We start from the raw sequence: 23,478 nt of genomic DNA, 5'->3' as shown, positions 1-23,478 counted from the left end.
AGCCCGACGAGGACGCCGGCGCACCCTCTGCATCGGGACGGGAATTTTACAATATTGCGGACTTTTTGCGACATTTTGATGGCCTGGTGGCGATGTCGTAGGATCGGGGGTCAATCTTTTTTGCGGACGTCGCGCCCGCGCTCACTTGCCGCCGAGCTCGGACAGGCGTGCGCGCAGCCGCGGCGCGTGGACGCTCTCGCCGTGCCGGGCGAGGAAGTCGGCGATGGCCGCGCGCTCGTCGGCCCTCCGCCCGAGCCGGCGCAGGCAATGCACCCGCCCGACCCGGGCCTCCGCCGCGAGGGGGCCGCCGGGGCCGGCGAGGTAGCGTTCGAAGTGGCCGAGCGCCTCGGCCGCCTTGCCCTGGTGGAGCGCGAGCTGGCCGAGCGACACGAGCGCCGCCCGCGCCTCGGGGCTGGAAGGGTGCTGCGCGAGCAGGGCGCGGTACGCGGCGCTCGCCTCGGCGTTCTTCCCCTCCCCGAGCCGGGCCTGGGCGCGCAGGAGCAGCGCCTGGGGGCCCCCCGTGGGCCCCTCCGCGCGCGGCCTGGGCGGCTGCGGGGCGCGATCCCGGGCCTCGCCGGCGCCGGTGGCCGCGGGCTCGCTGGCCACCACGGCCGCGCCGGGGGGCGGCTCGCTCGGGGCGGCGGCCGCGCCGGGGGGCGGCTCGTTCGGGGCGGCGGCCGCGCCGGGGGGCGGCTCGTTCGGGGCGGCGGCCGCGCCGGCGCCCGGCGAGGGCTCTCCCGGCGGCGTGGGCGCGGGGGAGCCTGGGGCGGGCAGCGCGCCGTTCGGATCGAGCGCCTCGCTCCCGCCCGGCGCGGGCGGCGGGGGCGCCTGCGCGGGCCCGTCGATCAGCTCCGCCGCGAGCGCGACAAGGAGGGTCGCGGCGACGGCCACGCCTGCGATCGTCCCCGCGAGCCCTCGCCGCAGCGTCGGCCGCGGCCTCGCCGTGCTCCGGGGCGCGGGCTCCATGTGGGCGCGCACGAGCACCCGCTCCAGCATGGCGGCGTCGCTGAGCTCGCGGCCGTCGCCGCGCTCGTCGCCGAGCTTGCCGATCGCAGCCCAGAGCCGCGCCTCGCCGCGGAGCTCGGGGTCCTCCTGCTCGGCGAGGCGGAGGAGCTCCGCGTCCTCCGGGCGGATCGGCGTGCCACGCGCCTCGGCGGCGAAGATGGCGGGCAGGCGGTCCAGATCGATCTCGGGCTTCTGGGTCGCTGTCATGATGCTCTCTTCCGGCCGACGGCGATGTCCTGGCGCACCTGCTTGCGGAGCGCGCCGATCCCGAGGCGCAGCCTGCTCTTCACCGTGTCGGGGCTGACCTCGGTCATTCCGGCGATCTCCTCGATCGAGTAATCGAGCGCATGGTGCAGGAGGATCGCGTAGCGCTGCGCCTCCGGCAGCTCGTCGAGGTACGCGCGCGTCTCGCGCGGGAGGGCCTCGAACGGGGGTTGGTGCGGCGCCTGGGCGATCTCCTCGTCGATCGCGCTCTCCGGCGCGACAGGGGCGCCATCCCGGCGCTGCTGCTTGACGTAGCGAAGGATCGTCCGGACGGCGACGCGCCTGGCCCAGGCCTCGACGGCGGCCTCGCCGCGGTAGGTCGAGGCGCTCTCCAGGATCGCGAGCAGGGCGAGCTGCGCGGCGTCGTCGGCGTCGGCCGAGCTGCGGAGGAACGTCCGCGCGATCCGGCGGACCCGCGGGATCACGCGGGCCATGAGCCAGGCCTGCGCCCGCGGATCGCCCGCGCCGGCGTGGCGCATCCGGTCGAGGTCGAGCGGCTCGGGCACGGCGGGTGACGGGCAGGGAGGGGGGCGGGTCATGGAGCTGGCCAGTCGCGGCTCGGAAAACGGTCCGAGGCTCGCGCGAAGAGCTCGTGTGCGCTCAGCGTCCATCGCCGTGACCTGGTGCGGCGCCCGGGCCGAACCGGGTCAAACTTCTTTCGCTGTCGCGTCACGCGGCGCGGGCGATCATGGCCTGACCACGCCCTCGGCCGCCGGCGGGGCGAGGCCGAGCTCCAGGCCGAGGCCGGCGAGGAACCGCACCGGGTCGGGCTGGAGCGCGAGGTCCGGGTGCACGGAGGCGTCGGGCCGCGTCAGGAGGAAGTCCACGCCCAGCATCGTCTTGAGGCGAAGCCACCCGGTGAGCGGATACCCGAGCTCCGCGACCGGCGCGACGCTGAAGAGCACATCGGTCCGGGGCTCCGGCGGAGGCAGCTGCTGCGGAGCCACATGCGGCCACTGCCAGGGGGGGAAGCCCGGCAGCGGCCCCTGGCCCCGCCGCCGCGGCGGCGGCGGCGGCCGGGCGGGCAGCGACCGGGCCGGCGGCGGCGGCGCGGTGGGCTGCGCGGAAGGCCTGGGGATGCGCTCGACGATATCGACGCTGGCGCGCGCTCCGAGCTGCAGGTCGAAGCCGAGCGGGAGCCTGAACCGGAGCTGACCCGAGGCGATCACGGGGTGACGCACGAGCTCGAACGCCGCCCGCTCGTCGCCGAGGGTGGCCGGAGGGATCAGGTCGTAGCCCAGGCCGATCACGGCCTGATCCACCGGCGCCCAGGAGGCGCGGAGCGCGGCGGCGCTCTGCCAGGGCGCCTCGCCGCTGAAGCTCGCGCCGGTGTAGCCGACCTGCACGGCCAGCGCGGGCAGCCGGGGCGCTTCGGGCTGGGCGCCCGGCTCGACCGCGGGCGTTCGCGGGCGCGGCGCTGCGTCTGCGGGCGCTGCGAGGGGCGCCGCGGGCGCAGGGGCGGCGGGCTCGGGCGGGGCCGCCGGCGTCGCTGCGGCCGCGGCGACGCCCACCTCGACCTCGGTCAGGCCGGCGACGCGCCCCTCGCGGAGCTCCTCGGCGACCGCGCCGGCGATGCTGGCGAGCGACTCGAGGGCCGTCGCTGTCTGCCCGGGCGGGACCGGGATGCGGCGGCCGTAGACCTGATCGCCGCCGCGCTCGACCACGTACAGGGCGAGCTCGCCGCTCGACCCGGCGTCGATCCAGAGCACGCCCCGCGCGTCCCATGCGTCGGCGAGGGCGCGGGCGTCGGGGAGGAGCGTTTGCAGCGCGGACCTCGGCGCGCCGGGGCGGATGACCTGGAGGCGGACGCCGAGCGGGCGGATACGGGCCGCGACGAGGGCAATGGCCCGCTGGTCGATGCTGCCGGCGCCGGGGAAGGCCGCGAGGACGAGCACCGGCCCGCGGGCGGCGCGGGGCGCGGCCGCCGCCGCCGCCGGCAGCGCGAGGAGCGCGCACGCGACCGCGCTGCCGGCCATTCGGGCAGCGCGGAGGGCGAGCGCGAGCGACGCAGCCGGCACGGGCTGCGGAAAATATCATCGTTCCCTCCGGGGCACCATCCCCCTGCCGGGCGGGCCCGAGCAGCGGAGTCGAGACGAGCACAGCAGGGCTGAGGCGTCGGGACAGCCGCCCTCGGGGCCTCAGCGCGTTCCGGCCGACCGGGGGTAGCTCCCGAGCACCTTCACCATCTCGCAGCGGGCGCGCAGCCGCTCGACCGCCTCGGCGACGCGCGGGTCGCTCCGGTGCCCCTCCAGGTCGACGAGAAAGACGTAGTCCCAGTGCTTTTGCCGGCTCGGACGAGACTCGATCCGGGTCAGGTTGATGGCCGCGTCGTCGAAGATGGCGAGCACCCGTCGGAGCGCGCCGGGCTCCTCCTGCACGGAGAAGACGATCGATGTCTTGTCCGCGCTGGTGGGCGGCGCGTCGACCGGGGCGATGACGATGAAGCGGGTCGCGTTCTCGGGGCGGTCGTGGATGCGCTCGCGGAGGAGCGGCAGCCCGTAGAGCTCGCCCGCGCCGCGGTTGCCGACCGCCGCCGCGGCCGGGTCGCTGACGGCCTCGTGCGCCGCCGCGGCGGCGGAGACGGTCTGGATGATCTGCGCGCCGGGGAGGTGCTTCGCGAGCCAGAGGCGGCACTGCGAGAGCGCGTGCGAGTGCCCGTGGACCCGGGTGACGCCGCTCAGCCCCTCCGCCTTGCTGAACAGGCAATACGCGACGTCGAGCACGAGCTCCTGCCGGATCTGGAGGTCGCTCTCGATCAGGGCGTCGGCGGTCAGGGTCACCGAGCCGTCCGTCGAGCTCTCGACGGGGACGACGCCGCAGGCCGCCTCGCCCGCGCGCACCGCGTCGAAGACGCCCTCGATGGTGCCCGTCTCCCGGTAGCGCGCCGCCAGCCCGAAGAGGTGGCGCGCGGCGACCTCGGCGAAGGCGCCCTCGGTCCCTGGAAAGGCCACCTTCATGGGCTCTTCGAGCGCCAGACAGGCGCTCATCACCTCCCGGAAGACGACCCGGATGGCGTCGCGCGGGAAGCGGCCCGCGCCCTTCGCCTGGAGGCGGTCGAGCACGCGCCGCTCGCGCTCTGGATCGTGAAACTGCGTGGCGTTCGCTGCGCGCTTCGCGTGTGCGACCTCGACGGCCACCTCGGCCCGCTGGGCGAGGAGATCGAGGATCCGATCGTCGATGCTGTCGATGCGCACGCGAAGCTCGCCAAGGGTCGTCATGTACGGTTCACCTCTTATGGGGCCGGCGGCCATCAAAGCGCAGGGGAGGCCGCTGCGCAAGGCTCGCCTCGGCGCCGGGAACGCGCGCGACGGAGGCGCGCGTCGGGGGCGAAGCGGCGCCCGTGCGGGCTCGACGCGTCGAGCGGGGGAAGCGGAGGGGAGCGGAGGTGAAGAAGAGAAGACCGCCGAGGATGTGAAGAGAGGAGAGCGCGACAGGGGCGGGCGCGGGAGCGACAGGGGCGGGCGCGGGAGCGACAGGGGCGGGCGCGGGAGCGATAGGGGCGGGCGCGGGAGCGATAGGGGCGGGCGCGGGAGCGATAGGGGCGGGCGCGGGAGCGATAGGGGCGGGCGCGGGAGCGATAGGGGCCGGCGCGGGAGACGCTATATTTCCGGGGCGGCGAGGGGCTCGGCGGCCTTGGCCTTTCGGCGGGAGCGCCGGTTCAGGGTCGTCCGGTGGCGCGACACGAACCTGGCCGCGATCTTGGGCTGATCGCGGAAGGCGTAACGGCCGCCTTCGCGGATCTCCTTTGCGAGCTCGTCGGCGGCCCAGAAGCAGCGGTTGCGGAGCTCCAGCGCGTGCGCGGCGCTCGCGTCGGAGGCCTCGTTGGCGGCGGCGTCTTCGAGCGCATCGGCGAGCGCCTTGGCCCTGTCGAGATCCTTCCTCGTGATATCGGTCACGCCGAGCGCGCCCTCGTGTTCGTCCCAGAAGTCGACGAGATCGCGGAGGTCCTGGATGATATCGGCCAGGCCGGAGCCCTCGGCGATGCGCGAGAGCTCGGCCTGGGCGGCGGCGTCGTTCCGGCAGCCCCAGCGGCCGCCGGCCACGAGCTTCGCGTCGAGCGCCTCGGCCTCGTCGCGGAGCCTCCGCTGCGCCGACGTGAGCTTCACGGCGCCGCGCGCCTTCTGCCAGGCCTTCTCGAGCGCGCCGAGGCGTCGGGCGAAGCGCGCGAGGAGAGCCATCTTGTCGGCGGTGATCCCGATCCTGGAGAGGCGCGCCTCTTGCGCCTGCGCGAGGCGCGCCAGCGAGGTGAGCTCGCGCTCCGCGACGCTCACCGGCATGTCGGGACCTGTCGCGTAGATCGGGTCCAGCGCGAGGAGCGCCTCCTCGCTGGTGGGACCGTGGGCCGGAGAGGCCAAGCGTTTTGTCCTGGGGGCGGGCGTCTTGCTCGACGACTGGACCTTGGAGGACGTGGGCTTGGATGAGTTCTTCACGGTGCGTCTCTGGGGCATGAGCTCCCTCCTGGTTGAGCGTAACCGGGTGATGGTGGCGAATGGGCAGGCGATGTCAACAACGTTCCGCGTGGGCCAGGCGTCCAAATGCTGCTGCGACGATCGGCGTGCGCAGCTGTCAGGGTTCCAGGAAGAGGCCGCAGGTGCCCATCGAGGAGGGGGGCGCGCAGGGCGCGGGTGGTGGCGTTCGCGGGGGCTGTCCTGGAGATCCCCGAGGGGGCGGTGGACGAGCCGGTGCGGATCACGATCCGGCCGCTGCCCGAGGGCGAGGTGCGGCCGATGGGGCGCGCGATGGTCAACGTCACGCCCGGAGGGAAGGCCTATCGCTTCGGGCCGCATGGCCTCAGGTTCAAGAAGCCGGTGCGGCTGACGCTGCCGTATGACGAGCACGCCATTCCACCGGGGATGACGGCGCAGCACGTGATGGGCTTCTATTTCGACGAGTCGTTCGGCACCTGGCAGGGCGTCGAGCGGGCCGGCGAGGCCGCGAAGGGCAAGCTGGCGAGCCTGACCGACCACTTCACCGATTTCATCGGTGCGACGCTGGCGATGCCCGACGCGCCGGGGGCGCGCTCGTTCGATCCGAGCAGCATCAAGGGGCTCGCGCTCGGCAGCCCGCTCGCCGGGGTGACGCTGATCGCGCCGCCGGAGGCGAGCTCGAGCGGCTCGGCGCACCTGAGCCACGCGATCGAGGTCCCGCCGGGGCGCAACAGGCTCCAGCCGGCGCTCGCCATTCGCTACGACAGCGAGCACCGCAACGGCTGGGTACGCGCGGACGTGGGTCGAGCACGACCTTGTGCAGCTCGATGGGCAGCTCATGTTCCAGGAGACGGTGATCGACGCGAACGGCAAGTCGCGTAACACCTACCGGGACGTGGGCGGGCGGATCGCGGCGGTGGAGGAGTGGAACACGATCGACGAGGTGGGGCAGCCGATCGTGACGCGGTACGAGCACAACCCGGTGGGCGAGCTGGTGCGGGTGACGGACGCGCGCAACAACGCGACCACGGCGACATACTTGGCAGCCGGCCAGGCGGAGATCGCTGCAGCCGGCGGGAGGGTTGTGGGCATGAAGATCGTGCCTCACAGCGGTCACTTCATGCCCAGTCTCGAGAGCCTTCAGATCGGCATTCAAGCCTTCCCAAGTACGGGATCGGCTTCTGGCGAGCGAGAACACTCATGAGAGTAGAGAACTGGCCGTACACGAACGAGCCGATGACCCCGGCATTCATAAGGCAGACGTATGGGGCGGCGTCGTTCCGCATTGCGGAGCACAAGTATCCACCCGGTACGACGTTTCCGGGCCGCACGCGCGCTGCCAAGTGGTTCGTGCTGGCCGGCGCATGCACAGTGAGGCGTGACGAGGAGGTCACGGTGAAAGCGGGTCAGGTCGCGGAGATCGACGCCGGGGACTACACAATGACGGTCGTGGGTGATACGGAGCTGCACCTTATGGAAGTCTGGGACCTTCGCCCGTTCATGAACTGAAATCCATGCTGCAGGGGGTGCGCCCCGAGCACTGCTTGCGCCGGTGAAGATGCAGCGGCACCACATCTGTCCGCAGAAGTTCTAGATGCGAGGACGTGGTGAGCGCGGAGGCCGGGGTGCTGGCGCTCGCGGGACGGCTGCACGGCAATGCGAACGGGCTGATCGGGGTCAAGGAGGGCGATCGGCTGTGGTTCCGGGTGAAGTCGGACGTGCCCGACGACCCGGCGCGCGTCGCATGGGCGCCGGCGGTGGAGTATCGGACGTACTGCCGCGCTGACCGGCAGAGCGGCGAGCGGCGCTGCGGGCCTGCGCAGTGCGCGATGCAGCCGAACGGTCGCGCCGGCTGCAAGCTGGACAGCGACACGGCCGAGGACGCGCCGCTGCCGGTGGCGCTGATCCAGCAGCAGCCGTACGTGGCGATGCCGGTGCAGCGGTGGACGCCGGGAGCGCGCCGCGCGCCCTGGATCGCGCCGGAGACGGGGGCGGTGCGGCTCGAGGGGTTGCTGTTCGTACCGGGGACGACGCCGGTGACGCTGCTGGTGCAGGGGGTGCATCGGCTGCTGTACAAGCAGCTGTACGTGGCGCCGAGCAGCGCCGGAACCGCGCTGCCCGTGGCGGTGGACCTGGAGGTCGAGGCCGGCGAGCCAATCTACGTCGCGCTCTTCCAGAAGGAAGCGGCCGGGAGCAGCGGGGCGCTGGGCGGCGCGAGGATCGATGGAGCGCCGGTGCCGGTCGCCCGGCTCGTGCCCGACACGGCGTCGGAGGCGCCGTTCGACGAGTCGCTCGGTGGGGCCGTGATGGTCGCGACGACCGAGCAGCGGTTCGCGTACGACGACCTCTATCAGCTGACCGAGGCGTCGGGGACCTACCAGGAGCGGGGAAACGAGCAGCAGTGGTACGCGCTGGACATCGCGTACCTATGAACGTCCTCGGGAACGTGAAGAAGAAGGGGCAGGAGGTCGCCTGGTACGTGCCGAGTGGCCCGGGACAGTGGCGGCTGGACTACCCGATCCGGGAGAGGACGTACCGGAACGAGTACCGCTACACCGGCCCGCGGCCGCACGCGGCGAACCAGGTGGACGAGCTCGTGGTGGCCGAGACGCAGCCGCGGCTGCGGGAGCTGTTCTATGACGCGAACGGCAACCACAAGGAGTGGAGATATCGAGCGACGATCACCGACGAGGAGCGCAGGTCCAGCCGCGGCCTCGTGCGGCAGGCCATCGAGACGCGGCAGATCGTCCGCCTGTCCCGGGAGACCGACGCGCCGCGCTTCACGCTCCTCGAGAGCCTCGAGGCGTCGGGCGCGTCCACCGGGCTCGTGGTGCCCCTCGCCCACGGCCGCGAGGTCTACGGCACCGTGTACGTGGAGTACGGGACCGACGGCGCCGGGGGCGAGGCGCTCCGCCTCGTCGCCGAGTTCGCCGATCTCGCGGGAGCTCAGGGAATGCGACCTCGCCGTGTACAATGGTGAGGGCTTCACCGGGCGGCAAGAGTCGTGCATCGCCCACATCTACTTCACGAACCGCGTGGGCTGGCGGAGCAGGGCGCTCGTCCTGAAGCCGCGGTGAACGTCACGGAACGCCCGTTTCGTGCCATGATGCGCCGACCATGCCCGTCCCGGATCGGCTGAAGTTCACGACCATCGCCCACGCGACGCACCGCTACCTCTCCCCGCTCTCGGCGGAGAAGGCCGCGCGGCTCGTCGACGGGCTCGCGCTCCGCGAAGGCGCGGAGGTGCTCGATATCGGCTGCGGTCGGGCCGGGTTTCTCCTCGACCTGGTCGAGCGCTCTCCGGCCTCCGGCCTCGGCGTCGATCTCAACGGGGCCTTCATCGCCGCTGCGCGCGCGGAGGCTTCGCGACGTGGCCTCGATACGCGCGTGCGTTTCGTGGACAGGGCGCTCGCCGACGTGGTGGGCGACGTGGCGCGCTTCGATGCCGTCGTCTGCATGGGATCGAGCCAGGCGGTGGGCACGTTCGCGGAGGCGCTCCGCTGGGCGTACGCGCGCCTCGTCCCCGGCGGCGTGGCGCTGTTCGCCGACGGTTTCTGGAGGCGACGGCCCGAGCCCGGCTACCTCGAAGCGCTCGGCGGGGCGACCGAGGACGAGATGACTACGCACGCCGGAAATGCACGCGTCGCGCGGGAGGTGGGCTTTCGTGTGCTGTCGACCGCGTGCGCGAGCGACGACGAGTGGGACGAGTACGAGGGCCGTTATTGCGCCGCCGTCGAGCGGCACGTCGAGGCGAACCCGACCGACCCGGATACGCCGGCGATGGCCGATCGCGTTCGCGCCTGGCATGACGCGTACCTCACGTGGGGCCGCGACACGCTGGGGTTCGGCTTCTATACGTTGCTGAAGCCCGCCGCGCGAGAGCCGTAGAACACCTGGGGAATCCCCTGCTGCCGCAGCGCGGAGATGTGGGACCCGCTCTCCGTTTCGATGATGACGGACAGCGTGTGTCGACCCATCTCGCGGCTGTCGCTTTGTCTTGTTTTCAAAACGTTGAGGCCGCTATCGTCTGGCATGCGATCCGTCTCACTGTTACGCCGCCTCGCCCCCGTCCTCCTCGTCGCGCCGCTCGTCGCGGCGCTCGGATGCACTGGCGCCGATGTCCCGCGAAGCCACGCAAAGGAGCACGGCATCGGGGCGGCCGCCGCCGCGCTCACGGCGCCGCGCTGGGACGTGGCGCCGCCGATGAACGTCGGCCGGAGCGGGCACACGGCGACACGCTTGTTCGACGGGAAGGTCCTCGTGGCCGGCGGAGCGAGCGCCACGGCGGAGGTGTACGACCCCGGCACGGATACATGGACGCTCGTCGCGCCGATGAGCACGCCGCACACGGGCCATACCGCGACGCTCCTTCCGGACGGCAGGGTCGTCGTGGCCGGCGGCATGACCGACGCCGTCGAGATCTACAACCCCACCACGGGCACGTGGACGCTCGCCGCGCCGCTCCTCACGCCGCGCGAGCGCCACACCGCGACGCTCCTGCCCGATGGCCGGATCCTCGTGGCCGCCGGCGAGTTCGAAGAGTGGGTGATGAGGTCGAGCGAGATCTTCGATCCCGTCACGAATACGTGGACCGCCGCGGGGTCGATGGCGCAGGTGCGCTCCTCCCACACGGCCACGCTCCTGCCGAGCGGCAAGGTCCTCGCGGTGGCCGGGGTGGACGCCTCCGGCGACCCCATCGGCAGCGCGGAGCTCTACGATCCGGCCACGGGCACGTGGACCGCCGCGGGCTCGATCCAGAATCGGGAAGGGCACACCGCGGCGCTCCTCGGGAATGGCAAGGTGCTCGTGGCCGGCGGCTACACCGATTACGGCGGTGAGGGGTTCTCCTCCACGAACCGCAGCGCGGCGCTCTACGATCCGGCGAGCAATACCTGGACGACCGCGACGCCGATGAACGTCACCCATCACAAGCACACGGCCACGCCGCTCGCCGATGGCCGGGTGCTTGTCGCCGGCGGCGGCGCGCTCACGGAGGTCTACGATCCGGCGAGCGGGAGGTGGTCGCTCGGCAAGTACCTGAACGCGGACCGGAGCGGCCACACCGCCACGGCGCTCGCGGACGGACGGGTGCTCTTGGCCGGCGGCGGGAGCACGAGCGTCGAGCGGCTGACCCTCGCGGCCCCGGGCGATTCTTGCCTCTTTGCGGGCGAATGCGCGAGCGGCTTCTGCGTCGACGGGGTCTGCTGCGATGCCGCGTGTGACGCGGGCTCGTGCGACGCGTGCGCGGTGAGCGCGGGCGCGTCGGCGAATGGCACCTGCACGCCGCTGAGCGGCGCCGTTTGCGGCAGCGCCGACGGCTGCACGGCGAACGGCGTCTGCCAGGCGGGCGCTTGCGTCGGGGAGTCGCCCGTCGGCTGTCAGCCCGCGTGGACGCCCGCCGGGAACATGCCCGTGCCGCGGCACGACGGCACGTGGGCCGAGCTCGCCGATGGCCGCGTGCTCGTGGCCGGCGGGTACGACAACGACTGGAACGATACGCTGTCCGCCAACCTCTACGATCCGGCGACGAACGCCTGGAGCGACGTCGCGCCGCTCTCGCAGGCGCGCCGCAAGGCCGCGTCGATCCGGGTCTCGACCGGCGAGATCCTCGTCGTGGGCGGTGATTCTCCGTCGACGGCCGAGGTCTACGATCCGGTGAGCACGACGTGGACGCTCACCGGCACGATGGTCGCGCACCACGATCCGAGCGTCGTTCTCGTGGGGCTCCCTGACGATCGTATCCTCGCCGTGGGCGGCGGGACGGCGGTCGCCGAGCTTTACGATCCGACGACGAGATCCTGGTCTGCGACGGGCTCGCTCGGCGCCTCGCGCTCGCGGCATTCGGCGGTCCTCTTGCACGACGGGAAGGTGCTGGTGAGCGGCGGCGCGGGCAATCCGGCGACGGCGGAGCTTTTCGATCCGGCCACGGGGACGTTCTCCCCGGCCGGGACGCTGACCTTCGCGCATTCCGGGCACAAGGCGACGAGGCTGCTCGACGGCGGCGTGCTCGTGGTGAGCGGCGACGGCGCCGATCGGTATGACCCGGCCACGAACACCTGGACGCCCACGCAGGCGTTGCTCATGCCGCCCGCCGATTTCACGGCGACGCTGCTCGGCGATGGTCGGGTGCTGGTCACGGGCGGACGGAACGTCCCGCACGCGCAGGTCTACGAGCCGGCGACGAATGACTGGACCGTGACCGGGCCCCTGGACGTCGCGCGCCGACGTCACACGGCCACGCTGCTCGGAAACGGAATGGTGCTCATCGCGGGCGGCAAGGAATGGACAGGAGGCAACGAGTGCACCCTCCGCAGCGCCGCTGTGTACAACCCCGTGACGAATGGCTGGTCGACGGTGCAGAACCTGAGCAGGCTACGCGACGCTCCGTGGTCCGTGCTGCTCGATGGCAATCGCGTCCTGGTCTTCGGGGGGTTGCGGGCAGGTTGTTCGTCCGGAGACGGCGACCCCGAGGCGCATGAAAGCGCGGAGATTTACGAGGGCGGCGTCACCCCGGAGGGCAGCGGCGGAAGCGGCGGCGCGGGCGGCTCCGGCGGAATGGGCGGGGCCGGCGGAATGGGCGGCGCGGGCGGAGGCGCTGGCGGAATGGGCGAGGCCGGCGGCGCGGGTGGCGCCGGCGGAATGGGCGGGGCCGGAGGCGCGGGTGGCGCCGGCGGAATGGGCGGCAGCGGCGGCGCCGGCGGAATGGGCGGGGCCGGCGGAATGGGCGGCGCGGGCGGCGGCACCGGCGGAATGGGCGGCGCGGGCGGCGGCACCGGCGGAATGGGCGGCGCGGGCGGCGGCACCGGCGGAATGGGCGGAAGCGGCGGCGGAATGGGCGGGGCCGGCGGAATGGGCGGCGCGGGCGGCGGCACCGGCGGAATGGCCGGTTCCGGCGGTCAGGGCGGTATGGGTGGCGTGAGCGGCACCGGCAGCACCGGCGGCGGCGAAGAGCCGGGCGGCGGCTGCAGCGCCGCAGGCGGATCCACGGAGAACAGCGGACGCGGCTTCGCGGCCCTCCTGGCCCTGGGCGTCCTCTTCGCGCGCCGCCGCGGGCGCTGAAACGCAGAAGGCCCCGCGATGGCCCGCAGCCGCGGAACATCGCGGGGCCCCGGTCGCCCGTGGGCCCCTCTCGCAGAGCCGGACGCGGGTGGCGGGGACATTTGAACATGAAGGCGGGGAGGCGGGAAGAAAATCATCAATGATCTTCCCGCCTTCCCGCCTTCATGTGACATCTCTCCGGGCCAATGCGCCCACCACCCGGACGCTCGGACGCTGCTCACCGTGCTCGGCCGCTCAACCCGCCGGGTCGGCCGCGTGGGCGCCGCTGGCCAGATCGTCGGTCTCGCCGGGCGCAAACCCCACGAGATCGGGCTCGGCCGAGAGCGCCACGCCGAACCGGTCGAGCACCCCGCGCCGCACGCGCCGCGCGAGATCGAGGAGCTCGGCCGCGGTGGCGCCGCCGCGGTTGACCAGCGCGAGCGTGTGGCGCGTCGAGATGCCCGCGGCGCCGTGGCGCGTCCCCTTCGCGAAGCCGGCGCGCTCGATGAGCCAGGCGGCCGACAGCTTCACCCGGCCGCCGCCCGCCGGATACCGCGGGATCGCCTCGCCGGGCGCGAGCACGCCCGCCGCCTCGATGCGCGCGAGCACGCCCGCCGCCGCGCCCGCATCGAGCGTCGGGTTCATGAAGAACGACCCCGCGCTCCGGCCGTTCTCGTCCCCCGGATCGAGCACCATCGACTTGCCGCGGCGGAGCGCGATCACCGCGCTGCGCACCTCGGCGAGCGGCGGCGCGGCCCCCGCCGCAGGCGCGGCGAGCGCCCGCTGGAGCTCGGGGTAGCGGACCGCCGCGGCGCCCCCGGGGCGCAGCGCGAACGTGACCGCCGTGATGACATACCGCCCGCGCCACGCGCGCTTGAACCGGCTGTCGCGGTACCCGAACCCGCAGTCCGCTCCGGAAAGGACGGCGGCCGCCCCCGTCGCGCGGTCGATCGCCCCCACCTCGGCGATCGTCTCGGCGACCTCCTGGCCGTAAGCGCCCACGTTCTGGATCGGCGTGGCGCCGACGTCCCCAGGGATCCCCGACAGACACTCGACCCCCGCCCAGCCCTCGGCGACCGCCCGCGCCACGAGGCCGTCCCAGCCCTCGCCCGCCCCCGCGCGCACGAGGAGGCTCGGGCCCCGCCCGCCTTCGCCGCCCTCCGCGCCCACGACCTCGACCCCGCGGACGCGGACGCGCAGCACCAGCGCGTCGACGCCGCGGTCGGCGACCAGCAGGTTCGAGCCACCGCCCAGCACGAACAGCGGCACGCCGCGGGCCTCGGCGAAGCGGAACGCCTCGACCACCGCGGCGCCGCCTTCGGCCTCGGCGAAGAAGCGCGCCGGGCCGCCCACGCCGAGCGTCGTGAGCGGGGCCAGCGGGACCGACTCGCGGACGTCGAGGCTCAGGGCTTCTTCTCCGGTCCCTGCGGCCGCGCCGCCGGCTTCTGCGCGCCGCTCGCCGGCGGCGCCGGCCGCGCCACCCGGATGCCCGCCATGAAGCCGCTGTCGACCGCCTGCACCCGCTCGACGAACGCCTTGTACTCGTCTGTCGACACCGTCCCCGTCGGCAAGCTCATCGCGAAATCCTCCTCGATCACCGCGCCGTAGCTGCCCTTGCGCGACGCCGCGAGGCCCGCGTGCTCGACCCGCACGCCCTCGGGCGCGCGCAGGACCGCGTAGCCCTCCGGCAGCTCGATCCGGCGGCGCACGTGGTACTGGAGCGCGGTCTCGATCGCGAGCGCGCTCTTGCGCGCCCCGCGCGAGGCGTACGTGGCGCCGAGCGTGCCCGTGAACGCGCGCGGGAACACGAGGTGCACCGGCTCCAGCCCCGGCAGCGTCCACGCCGCGGCGTCCTTGCCCTCCGGCCGCGCGAAGCCGTGGATCGTCACGGCGGCGCGGAGCGCGACCTCCCACGAGCCCTCGGTCGACGAGACCGTGACGTCCTCGACGTCGGCCCACGGGAGCCAGCCGAGCACGACGCCCCGGAGCATCTCGCGCCGCGCCGTGCCGACCACCGTCTCGAACGCCTCCGAGAGCGCCTGCGCCGCCCGGCCGTGCAGCAGAATCGTGAACGATCCCGAAGCGTTACCCTGCACGTTGACGGTGAGCCGCAGGTCGACCTCGTCGCCGGTCTCGCCGCTCGTCCCGGCCACCGTGACGAGCTCGCCGCCCGGCAGCATGGCGGCGCGGCCGCGCAGCTCGGGGCTGATGCGCCCGGGCGGGAGCGGCGGGCCCTCGACGTCGGCGTCGATCCACACGTCGCCGCCCGGCAGGCGCGCGATGACGAGCGGGTGGCGGAAGCGCCCGGCGTGCGGCGGGAACTCGGCCGACGAGCTGAACGGCTCGGTCTCGGCGATCGCGAGATCGGCGCGCACGCCGAGCTCGCGCAGGGCGCGGTAGACGACCCACGACCGGCTGCCCTGGCCGAGCTCGATCATCGTGCGCGCCGTCGTGCGCTGCGGGCCGCCGCCCATGAGCGCCGCGAAATCCGAGAGCTCGGCGCCGCCGGCGACCTTCACCGCCTTGCCCGCGGCCGCGACGACGCGCTCGAGCAGCGCGGGCGACGGCGCCCGCTCGGGGCCCGCCGCCTCGCGCGCCCACCGGGTCATGGTCGGGTCGCGGTCCGAGAGCGCGCGGAGGTTCTCGTCGATCGCCGCGGCCACGTGGCTCCAGGTCTGCGTCCCCAGGCTGACGCCGACGCCCATCTCCATGCGCGGCACGCCGTCCTCGATGCGCCGCGGCGGCTGGTCCTTGATGCGCCAGACGCTGACCTTGGAGGCGCCCTCGACGCGCTCCTCCGCGGCGCCGAGCAGCGGGTGCGACCAGACAGCGAGCGGGAGCGACGACGGGCGGCGGACCTCGATCGTCGCCTCGCGGACGCTGGTGCGCTCGGGGAGCAGATCCCACGTGTCGATGACGAGCTGGCCGCCGTCGCCCGGCAGCGCGTACCCCTCGGTGATCTGCTCGACGTAGTCGCCCTGCTCGAGCTGCGAGAGGTCGCTGTGCTCCTGCGCGGCGTTCGACGCGGCGTCGGGCGCGAGGATGCGGCCGTCGCGCTTGTGGATGCGGCGGCGCAGCAGCCGCGCCATGCCGCGGCCCTCGATGAGCGGGCCGTAGGCGACCGCGCCCTGGGCGACGTCCGTGGTGCCGGAGACGCGCCGGAGGTCGTACGTCACGTAGTGGACGAGCCCGTCGGGCGAGATCGTGAACCGCTCGACGTGGCGGAGCACCGCGGTCGCGGCGCCGGGCAGGAACGCCTTCGCCTGGTCCTCCAGCACGAGCTTGCGCCCCTCGACCTCGAGCGGCGGCGCCGGGTCCGGCGTGAGGCCGAGCGCGCGGGAGATGGGGCCGATCCCGGCGGCGGCGTCGCGCGCCGTCATGCGGTCGCGGGCGAGGCGGCCCCGCACCGCGCGGCCGTCGCCGCGGCCGGCGGCGAGGCCGAGCGCCTCCAGCATCACGCGCTCGCCCGGCGGCATGGCGTCGTACACGGCGAGCGCGCCGCGCAGATCGCCGCGGGCGACGCGCTCGCGCAGCTCGACCTCGCGCAGGGCGCCCGGCGCGCGGCGGAGCCGGCGCAGCCGCTGGATCTCGGCGAGGACCGCGGGGCGGTCGCTCGCGCCGAGGAGCGCGCCCAGGCACGCGTTGCTCGAGCGATCGAGCCCGCCGCCGCAGGCGGCCTTGACCGCGTCGACCCCGGCGCGGCCGTGGATGCGGTCGTCGACCGCGGCGAGCAACGCCGAGCCCGGCGCCGCCGCGGCGAGCCTCTCGTACGCGGCCTCGGCGACGTCGGTGACGCCGGCGCGGCGGGCGGTCACCGCGAGCTCCGCGAGGACCATCCGGTCGGCGTCTGCGACCCCGGGCGCGCTCGGGCCGGCCGGGCCGGGCGGGGCGACCTTCACCCCGAGCTCCCGGAGCGCGTCCATGGTGCCCTCGCCCTGGCCGCCGCGGCGCTCGGCGAGCTCCGCCCTGTAGAGGCGCGCCTCCCACGACGCGGGCCACGCGGCGAGCACGCGCTCGACGGCGGCGCGGGTGCGCTCGACGACCTTGGTCTCGGGCAGATCGCCCACGCGGCGGATGGCGCGCGCGTAGAGCAGATCGTGGCGCGGCGAGGGCGGCGCGGAGGCCGGCGACGAGCGAGGCGCGGAGGCCGGCGCGGAGGCCGACGAGGGCGCGCCGCCCTGGCGGAGGCGGCCGTCGCCGTCCGGGTCGAGGAGGTGCTCCGCCGCGCGCGCGTCGCCGAGCGCGAGCAGCGCCGCGGCCGCGACGTCGACGCCCGCGGGGCCGAGCCGATCGCCGGGGGCGCCGCCCGCCGCCGGGGCCGGGACGAGGCTCACCGCGGCGGGCCGCGCCGCGGTCGCGGACGCGGCGGCGCCGGGGCGCGGCGCGCGGGCGCGGAGCGGGAGGCCGTTCTCGCCCCACGCGCTGAGCTCGACGTCGCTGCCGTCGCCCTTCTGCGCCACGCGCACGACGACGCGCAGCGTCCCCGGCTGGGCCTCCACCGTCGCGAGGCGCGTGACCTGCGCGCCGCCCGCCGCGTAGTCGCGCTGGAGGGCGAGCACGCCGCCCACCTCGAGCACGGCGGCGGACGACGAGGCGAGCGCGAGGCTCACGCGCTGGGCGATCGGGTTGTGGAGGTCGACGACCACGGCGCGCGTGCCCTGGAGGGCGCTCACCGCGTCGACGGGGATCGCGCAGGCGTCGGCGCGGACCACGATCGGCGAGGTGGCCCTCGCGAACGGCGCGATCCCCGGGTAGGACCGCGCGAGCGGGGCGCCCGGCGCGGAGCTCACCGGCGAGGGGCGAGCGAGGCTCTGGAGCGGGGTCGGGTCGAGCGGGCCGACGAGGGCGGCCTCGCCCGCGCAGCCGCGGCGCGCGCTCCACGTCGCCGCCGCGGCCTCGTCGCCCACGTGGAGGGCGATGCGGTGGAGGGCGGCCGCGAGCGCGCCGCGCACGAACGGCATCTCCGGCGCGCCGCGGCCGGCGACGTCGGCGAACGCCCAGGCGCGCTGGAGGCGGCGGGTGACCTCGGGGAGCGCCTCGCGCGAGCGGAAGGCGATCGCCGAGGCGTCGGGGGCGGGGCCGCTCGCGGTGCCGGCGCCGAAGACGAGCGCGTCGAGCGACGCGATCACGGTGGCGAGCGCGCCCTCGTCGCTCGGCGCGTCGACGGCGCGCTCGATGGCGGCGAGGTACGGCGCCGCCGCGGCGGAGCTCGCGATCTCGGCCTCCAGCGCGGCGCCGAACGCGGCGGGGAGCGGCGCCTCGACGGCCGCAGGCGCCGCGGCCCCCCGCGGCGCGCACGCGGCCGGCGCGGCGCCGGCGAGCGCCAGGGCGAGCGCCAGGGCGGCCTGGCGCGCGACGGGGGCGCACCCGGCCTGGCGCGCGACGGGGGCGCACTCGGCCTGGCGCGCGACGGGGGCGCACCCGGCGCGGCGAGGGCTGCGAGGGCTCGTTGCGCGCTGGCCGACGTTCCTGGGGCTGCGGGGCTGGGTGGTCACGATCGGCGTCTCCCGGCGCCGCGCGCGGCGGTGCCTGTCCGCCGTTCCTTACGGGCCTGGGATCGCCGACGCAAACGCGAACTTCGGGGCGGCGGCGCGGTCCGCCCGACCCGCGAGGCCGGCCTCCTGCCCTCGGCTTCAGCCTGTGCCGCCCGCCGCGGGCCTCGGCGCGGCGCCTCCGGCCGGGTTGCGCGCCGGCGCGCCGGACGACGCCGCGTCGCTCGCCGAAAGGCGCTTCATGCAGAGCTTGAGGCCCGCGCGGAGGTTCCCCACGGTCGCGATGCCCGACAGGTCGAGCCCGAGGGAGACCATCGTCTGCGCCACGCTGGACCGGATGCCCGTGATGACCCCCTCGGCGCCCAGGAGCCGGATGGCGCGGACGAGCTCGATGAGATAACTCGCTGTCTTCGTGTCGACGAACTCGACCCCGGTGAGGTCCAGGATCGCGAAGCGGGCCTGCTTGTCCACGATGGCGGCCAGGAGGTCGTCCATCACATCGGCGGCCCTCTTGCTGTCGACGACGCCCACCATCGGGAGGGTCAGCACGCTGTCCCAGACCTCGATGATGGGCGTCGACAGGTCGCGGATCACGTTTTGCTGGCGCTCGATGATCTCGAGCCGCGACTTCAGCTCGTCTTCCCTGAGCTTCGCCTCCGTGCCGTCGAGCGTGAAGCTGACCGCGCCGTCGGGCTCCCCGCGGGCGTCGCGGACCGGGATGACCCACGTCTCCCAGGCCATCTCGAACGCCTCGACGTGGGTGCGGACGAGCTCGCCCCGGACCGCTCTTCGCATCGGCTCCATGTCCATCGGCGTGGGAGGCTCGTCGAACACGTTCATGCCGATGAACTGGCCCGGCTTCAGGCCGAGGGACTGGAGCATCTTGCCCTCGTGGAAGGTGCAGACGCCATCCCGATCCATCCGGGTCACGGCCGTGTCCACGGCGCCGAGGATGGCCCGGAGGATGACGTCGCTCTCCCTCAGCACCTCGACGGCCTTGACCTGCTCCGTGACATCCTGCCCGAAGCAGAGCAGCCGAATCGGCTCGCCGCCGTCGTCGACCACGGGCGCATGTCGCCACTCGCACACGATAATGCGCCCGTCCTTGCGGGCATGGGTGCAGCGCAGCGGGGCGCTCGCCTGCCCGAGCGAGCGCCGCCAGGCCTCGGCGTCCGGTGCGCTCAAGATCGTGTCCGTGAGGCGGCGGCCCACCGCTTCGTCAGCGGTAGTTCCAAAGAGGCGTTCTGCCTCGTCATTCCACGCGACGACCACGAGATCGTCGAGATTTCCCGCGCACTCGATCACCGCGAAAGGCGCGCTGCGGACAGCGCTCATGTAGCTCGTGGGGAGCCCAGGGGATCCGGGGGCAGTCGCTGTGCTCGTCATCGTTCGTCCTCAAGGTAACGTGGGCCGGCGGCCGGTGTCGAGGACGACCGACGAGCGACAAGCGAGGGAGGGAGAGGGCTGAGCCGAGCGCGTGAGGTGGAATTCAATCGCGCTGACGGGCCCCCGGGGATCAGGAGCCCTTCCGGGCACACATGGTGGTCGTCCGCCGTCCGCTCGACGCGGACCTCTGTGACAGCGCGGGCTGGGTCGAGCTGTCACAGAGGTCCGCAATTTCCCGAGCGTCCCTGCTCCACACGGCCGGGGGCGGTGGTCAGGCGACCCTGGGCGCTGGCGAGACGCAGCGGGCTCGACCGCGCTCTGCACGCGCGAAGCGCGACGCACGCGAAGAGGCGTGTACGATGGACTTCATGCAGAGAGAAGGGAAGATGTCATGAAAAAGGGAGCGCAGGAAGAGGCGAAGAAACGGCGAAGCGGCGGGACGCGTGCTCCGTCCACCAGCGAACACGATGACTCCGCCGCAGTGACGGCCTACCTGGCTGCGCTGGAGCACCCGCTCAAAGCCGTGGTCGTGGCGATTCGGAGCGCCATCCTCGGGGTCGACCCGGCGATCACCGAGGGGATCAAGTGGAATTCAGCGAGCTTCTATTGCCACGGATGGTTCGCCACGGCCAACGTCCGGGCCAAAGGCGCGGTCCAGGTCGTGCTGCACCACGGGGCCAACGTGCGTGCGGAATCCACCCTCAGCCAGTCGATCGACGATGCGGCGGGCCTGCTGAAGTGGTTGTCTGCTGACCGGGCGATCGTCACGTTCACCAGCCTCGATGACCTCGAGGCCAGGCGGGGCGCCTTCGTCGCGATCATCCGACAATGGGCAGCATACCAGGTGAAGCTCGCCAGCATGGCCTGATCGGGCGCTGCGCCTGAAGCAGGAGAACGACCGAAAGAGGCGGAAGCATTCGGGCTATTCATGGACATGGACAAGAGGGTCGGTGCTGACTTCGAGAAGGGGCTCGGCGCGATGAAGCAGAACGTGGAGTCGAAGGCCGCGCCGCCGAGCTGACCGTCGTCGGGGAGCCCTCCGCTCGATCAGCCGTCGTTCTGTACGATCGCCCATCCGAGCTCGGGGGCGAGCCTGGCCGCTGTCCGCCGCACCTGGGCCTCGATGCCCTGCTCGCCCGGGGCTCCGGCTCGCCCGCTCGCCCGAGCCGCACGCTTCCGGTGCTGACGAGGCCCCGCGGGCGCACGCGAGGTGCCCTCCCTCGCGCGCGCCGGACGCGCATCTGGACAGGGTGTCCTTATGGCGTCCAGGTGACGTGGGGGAAGAGGATCGTCCGGCCCGAAAGAGAGCTGAACCACCTCTTGCGATGTGCCGGCCAACCCGTCGACAGCACCGAAAAATCGACGCCAGCGTAGGGAATTCCCTTCCGATGGCGGTGCAGCAGCCGTGTGGGCGCTTGCAAGAAAGTGGACCGCGCCGCGCAGGTTCTGCTAGGGGGAGGACTTATGATCATCGCGCTCACCGGACAGAAAGGTGGGATCGGCAAGAGCACCACGGCCGTGAGCCTCGCCGTGGCCGCGCTGGCGAACGGCCGCCGCGTGCTGCTCGTCGACGCCGATCCCCAGGGGACCGTCCGCACGTGGGGCGACGTGGCCGCCGAGGCGGGGCACGAGATCCCGACCGTCATGGCCATGGGGGCCTCGATGCACAAGCCGGGGCAGCTGCCGGACGTCGCCGCCGCGTACGACCTCACCGTCATCGACTGTCCCCCGCGTCACGGCGAGATCGCGCGGTCGGCGCTGATGGTCGCCGACGTGGCCATCTACCCTTGCGGCCCCACGGCCGCGGACGCCTGGGCCCTCACCGCCGCGATCGAGGTGTTCCGCGAGGCCGCGGCGCTGCGGAGCGCGCTCAAGGGCTGCATCCTCATCACGCGCAAGCAGGGCCGCACGGCGCTCGGCAAATCGGCGCGCGCGGTGCTCGAGACCTCGGGCCTGCCGGTGCTCTCCACGGAGCTCGGCTATCGCATTGCCTACCAGGAGTCCCTCGCCTGCGGGCAAGGGGTGACGGGCTACGCGCCGCGCGACGCCGCGGCCAGAGAGATCACCCACCTTCTCGAAGAACTGGAGAAGCTTCATCATGGCGAAAAAGCAAGTCGCGGTCTCGCTAAGAAAGCCGCCGTCGCCTGAAAAGGCCGACGCGTTCGTCGCAGGCAGCACCGACGGCAAACCGGCCCACGACGCCCTGAAGTCGCGGCCCGCCGCAGACAAGCGAGCGCACGACGACGACAGGCCGGCCGAGGCGAAGCAGGAGCGAGCGCCGGAAGCGCAGCCGGCCGCCGAGCCGCCCGCGGCGCCACTGCAGGCGAGCGCGGCCGCCGAGCCCCAGGCGCTCGCCACCACCTCGGAGCCGCCGGCCGTCCCGGCGGTGCTCGTCGGGAACGACGGCCGCGCGCGGCGCGCGGTGACCGTCTACCTCCCCGATCCGCTCGCGGACCGGCTGCTGCTCCACTGCATCGAGCAGGACCGCGACGTGAGCAACCTGGTCGGCGAGGCGGTCGAGGTGCACCTCGACAGGCGCCTCGGGCCGGCGTCGGTCTCGGCATCCCCGGCCTCGGACGGCGCAGCCGCCGCGCGAGAGGCGGCGCCGCCGGGCCCGACGTACCGCGCCGAGCCGTACCGCGCGGAGCCGTACCGCGCGGCGGACACGAGCCCGAACGGGCGCGTCGGCCGCATAGTCCAGGTGGGGCGGGTGCTGATGACCCTGTGGCGACAGCGGCCCCGGGCGAGCTGACCCGAGCGCACGAGCGAGCGCGGCAAGACACAACCGCTCCCGAACGAACCCCGGCGCGAAACCTCGGCGCGACCGGAGCGCCCGGAGCGCCCGGACAGCGGCAGGAAAGCGAGCGGGGGAAGATCAAGGATCTTCCTGCCTTGGCGCGCTCCCTCCTCACCTGCGAGCCTCTCCGGGCCCAAACAGGCCATCACGCGTTCTGCCCTTCAATTCCCGGAGCGCAGGCCTTATCCAGCCTCCAAACAAGAGGCGACCACCAGGACGAGCGATGACCCAGCATGTTCGGGACGAGGGGACGGTCGCGCCTTTCATGAACCCGGCGGCCGAGAAGATCACCGGCTTCCTTCCGCTTCACCTGGCAGAAGCGTGATCCGAGCGACTCCTGAAGCCCGGCGCTGCCGCGTCCGGCGAGCGCCACTGGCAAGCTCGGCAGAGGTACGGAAGCTCCTTGCTGGAGTTGAACCGGGCGAAACGGCGGTCCAAGCTCGAGCGATGGAATATTTCGAGGAGCCCGCGCGGGTGCGGGCAGGTCGGAGCGCGCCCCGGCACACCGGCGGCCGCGAAACCTCCGCGGCCGCCGCCGTCTTGCCATGATAATTGCCGCGGCGGCCATCGCGCGGAGGTTGACGTTCACGCCCTCCTCGCCAAGGAGATCCAGGAGACAATGAACGTTGAAGAAAAGCTCCTCAACATCCTCCTCGTCGAGGATGACGAGGTCGATGTGATGAACGTCCGCCGGGCGTTCCAGCGCAACAACATCTCGAACCCCCTCTGGATCGCTGGCAACGGGGTCGAGGCCCTCGAGATCCTGCGCAGCGGCGTCATCCCGGTGGAGCGCCGGCTGATCCTGCTCGACCTGAACATGCCGAAGATGAACGGCATCGAGTTCCTGCGCGAGCTGCGGGCCGATCCGGATCTCGTGGCCACGTCGGTTGTCGTGCTGACCACCTCGAACGACGACCGTGACAAGGTGGGGGCCTTCAACCTCAACGTGGCCGGCTATCTCCTCAAGCCCGTCACGTTCCTCAGCTTCGTCGAGCTCATGGCAGCGCTCAACAAGTACTGGAGACTCGTGGAGCTACCTTAGCGAAACTCGCCGGCTTTCTGGCCGCCT

At 73.5% G+C, this 23,478-nt stretch carries 19 protein-coding genes; 11 read left to right on the top strand and 8 right to left on the bottom strand.

Annotation, left to right across the window (positions count from 1 at the left end; genetic code table 11):
• Window positions 1-141 precede the first annotated feature (141 nt).
• The 5 genes from WMF28_RS38735 to WMF28_RS38715 all read right to left on the bottom strand — a co-directional run bounded on the left by WMF28_RS38735 (window position 142) and on the right by WMF28_RS38715 (window position 5,717).
• The gene (locus tag WMF28_RS38735; RefSeq protein WP_437598658.1) at window positions 142-1,212 is read right to left on the bottom strand and encodes a tetratricopeptide repeat protein; all 1,071 of its coding nucleotides are present in this window, start codon (window positions 1,210-1,212) and stop codon (window positions 142-144) included.
• Entirely contained in the window at window positions 1,209-1,808 is a 600-nt protein-coding gene (locus WMF28_RS38730) for an RNA polymerase sigma factor (protein WP_437598657.1), read from the bottom strand. The genes WMF28_RS38735 and WMF28_RS38730 overlap by 4 nt, the downstream gene beginning before the upstream one ends.
• A gap of 147 nt (window positions 1,809-1,955) precedes the next feature.
• Entirely contained in the window at window positions 1,956-3,287 is a 1,332-nt protein-coding gene (locus tag WMF28_RS38725; protein ID WP_437598656.1) for a hypothetical protein, read from the bottom strand.
• 120 nt (window positions 3,288-3,407) lie between these two features.
• On the bottom strand, window positions 3,408-4,487 hold the full coding sequence (pheA, locus tag WMF28_RS38720) for a prephenate dehydratase (protein ID WP_437598654.1): 1,080 nt from the start codon (window positions 4,485-4,487) through the stop codon (window positions 3,408-3,410).
• 381 nt (window positions 4,488-4,868) lie between these two features.
• On the bottom strand, window positions 4,869-5,717 hold the full coding sequence (locus WMF28_RS38715; protein ID WP_437598653.1) for a hypothetical protein: 849 nt from the start codon (window positions 5,715-5,717) through the stop codon (window positions 4,869-4,871).
• Window positions 5,718-5,894: 177 nt separating this feature from the next.
• Between WMF28_RS38715 and WMF28_RS38710 the strand changes: the two genes are divergently transcribed.
• The 7 genes from WMF28_RS38710 to WMF28_RS38680 all read left to right on the top strand — a co-directional run bounded on the left by WMF28_RS38710 (window position 5,895) and on the right by WMF28_RS38680 (window position 12,755).
• Window positions 5,895-6,578, top strand: a complete 684-nt coding sequence (locus WMF28_RS38710) for a hypothetical protein (protein ID WP_437598651.1) — start codon at window positions 5,895-5,897, stop codon at window positions 6,576-6,578.
• Window positions 6,535-6,900, top strand: a complete 366-nt coding sequence (locus WMF28_RS38705) for a hypothetical protein (protein ID WP_437598650.1) — start codon at window positions 6,535-6,537, stop codon at window positions 6,898-6,900. Before WMF28_RS38710 ends, WMF28_RS38705 begins: the two co-directional genes overlap by 44 nt.
• Entirely contained in the window at window positions 6,897-7,205 is a 309-nt protein-coding gene (locus WMF28_RS38700) for a cupin domain-containing protein (protein ID WP_437598649.1), read from the top strand. Before WMF28_RS38705 ends, WMF28_RS38700 begins: the two co-directional genes overlap by 4 nt.
• A 95-nt stretch (window positions 7,206-7,300) precedes the next feature.
• Window positions 7,301-8,128, top strand: a complete 828-nt coding sequence (locus WMF28_RS38695; RefSeq protein WP_437598648.1) for a hypothetical protein — start codon at window positions 7,301-7,303, stop codon at window positions 8,126-8,128.
• Entirely contained in the window at window positions 8,125-8,676 is a 552-nt protein-coding gene (locus WMF28_RS38690; RefSeq protein WP_437598647.1) for a GAF domain-containing protein, read from the top strand. The genes WMF28_RS38695 and WMF28_RS38690 overlap by 4 nt, the downstream gene beginning before the upstream one ends.
• A gap of 137 nt (window positions 8,677-8,813) precedes the next feature.
• A complete protein-coding gene (locus WMF28_RS38685) occupies window positions 8,814-9,584 on the top strand; it encodes an SAM-dependent methyltransferase (protein ID WP_437598645.1) in 771 nt (256 codons plus the stop codon).
• Window positions 9,585-9,728: 144 nt separating this feature from the next.
• A complete protein-coding gene (locus WMF28_RS38680; RefSeq protein ID WP_437598643.1) occupies window positions 9,729-12,755 on the top strand; it encodes a kelch repeat-containing protein in 3,027 nt (1,008 codons plus the stop codon).
• A gap of 234 nt (window positions 12,756-12,989) precedes the next feature.
• On the opposite strand, the gene WMF28_RS38675 is transcribed toward WMF28_RS38680, so the two are convergent.
• The 3 genes from WMF28_RS38675 to WMF28_RS38665 form a co-directional block, all read right to left on the bottom strand.
• A complete protein-coding gene (locus WMF28_RS38675) occupies window positions 12,990-14,087 on the bottom strand; it encodes a UDP-N-acetylmuramate dehydrogenase (RefSeq protein WP_437598642.1) in 1,098 nt (365 codons plus the stop codon).
• Between the two features lie 50 nt (window positions 14,088-14,137).
• A complete protein-coding gene (locus WMF28_RS38670; protein WP_437598641.1) occupies window positions 14,138-18,229 on the bottom strand; it encodes a hypothetical protein in 4,092 nt (1,363 codons plus the stop codon).
• Between the two features lie 138 nt (window positions 18,230-18,367).
• Window positions 18,368-19,612: a PAS domain-containing protein gene (locus tag WMF28_RS38665; RefSeq protein ID WP_437598639.1), complete on the bottom strand. Its 1,245-nt coding sequence runs from the start codon at window positions 19,610-19,612 to the stop codon at window positions 18,368-18,370.
• 391 nt (window positions 19,613-20,003) lie between these two features.
• Here WMF28_RS38665 and WMF28_RS38660 point away from each other — a divergent pair, with 391 nt between their 5' ends.
• The 4 genes from WMF28_RS38660 (at window position 20,004) to WMF28_RS38645 (ending at window position 23,451) form a co-directional block, all read left to right on the top strand.
• Complete coding sequence (locus WMF28_RS38660) at window positions 20,004-20,480, top strand: DUF1801 domain-containing protein (RefSeq protein WP_437598637.1); 477 nt, start codon at window positions 20,004-20,006, stop codon at window positions 20,478-20,480.
• Window positions 20,481-21,019: 539 nt separating this feature from the next.
• A complete protein-coding gene (gene parA / locus WMF28_RS38655; RefSeq protein WP_437598636.1) occupies window positions 21,020-21,760 on the top strand; it encodes a ParA family partition ATPase in 741 nt (246 codons plus the stop codon).
• Window positions 21,711-22,364, top strand: a complete 654-nt coding sequence (locus WMF28_RS38650) for a hypothetical protein (RefSeq protein WP_437598635.1) — start codon at window positions 21,711-21,713, stop codon at window positions 22,362-22,364. Before parA ends, WMF28_RS38650 begins: the two co-directional genes overlap by 50 nt.
• Window positions 22,365-23,028: 664 nt before the next feature.
• On the top strand, window positions 23,029-23,451 hold the full coding sequence (locus tag WMF28_RS38645; protein ID WP_437598634.1) for a response regulator: 423 nt from the start codon (window positions 23,029-23,031) through the stop codon (window positions 23,449-23,451).
• Window positions 23,452-23,478 lie beyond the last annotated feature (27 nt).

Origin of the sequence: Sorangium sp. So ce590 (assembly GCF_051521365.1) — a bacterium.
Classification (GTDB): Bacteria; Myxococcota_A; Polyangia; order Polyangiales; family Polyangiaceae; genus Sorangium.
Note: the sequence above shows the minus strand (reverse complement) of the source record. Positions and strands in the feature narration are given on the sequence as shown.

Coding starts and splice junctions, on each gene's coding strand:
- WMF28_RS38735 (WP_437598658.1), bottom strand. CDS start 1,212: ATGACAGCGACCCAGAAGCCCGAGATCGATCTGGACCGCCTGCCCGCC.
- WMF28_RS38730 (WP_437598657.1), bottom strand. CDS start 1,808: ATGACCCGCCCCCCTCCCTGCCCGTCACCCGCCGTGCCCGAGCCGCTC.
- pheA (WP_437598654.1), bottom strand. CDS start 4,487: ATGACGACCCTTGGCGAGCTTCGCGTGCGCATCGACAGCATCGACGAT.
- WMF28_RS38715 (WP_437598653.1), bottom strand. CDS start 5,717: ATGCCCCAGAGACGCACCGTGAAGAACTCATCCAAGCCCACGTCCTCC.
- WMF28_RS38705 (WP_437598650.1), top strand. CDS start 6,535: ATGTTCCAGGAGACGGTGATCGACGCGAACGGCAAGTCGCGTAACACC.
- WMF28_RS38700 (WP_437598649.1), top strand. CDS start 6,897: ATGAGAGTAGAGAACTGGCCGTACACGAACGAGCCGATGACCCCGGCA.
- WMF28_RS38690 (WP_437598647.1), top strand. CDS start 8,125: ATGAACGTCCTCGGGAACGTGAAGAAGAAGGGGCAGGAGGTCGCCTGG.
- WMF28_RS38685 (WP_437598645.1), top strand. CDS start 8,814: ATGCCCGTCCCGGATCGGCTGAAGTTCACGACCATCGCCCACGCGACG.
- WMF28_RS38680 (WP_437598643.1), top strand. CDS start 9,729: ATGCGATCCGTCTCACTGTTACGCCGCCTCGCCCCCGTCCTCCTCGTC.
- WMF28_RS38665 (WP_437598639.1), bottom strand. CDS start 19,612: ATGACGAGCACAGCGACTGCCCCCGGATCCCCTGGGCTCCCCACGAGC.
- WMF28_RS38660 (WP_437598637.1), top strand. CDS start 20,004: ATGAAAAAGGGAGCGCAGGAAGAGGCGAAGAAACGGCGAAGCGGCGGG.
- WMF28_RS38650 (WP_437598635.1), top strand. CDS start 21,711: ATGGCGAAAAAGCAAGTCGCGGTCTCGCTAAGAAAGCCGCCGTCGCCT.
- WMF28_RS38645 (WP_437598634.1), top strand. CDS start 23,029: ATGAACGTTGAAGAAAAGCTCCTCAACATCCTCCTCGTCGAGGATGAC.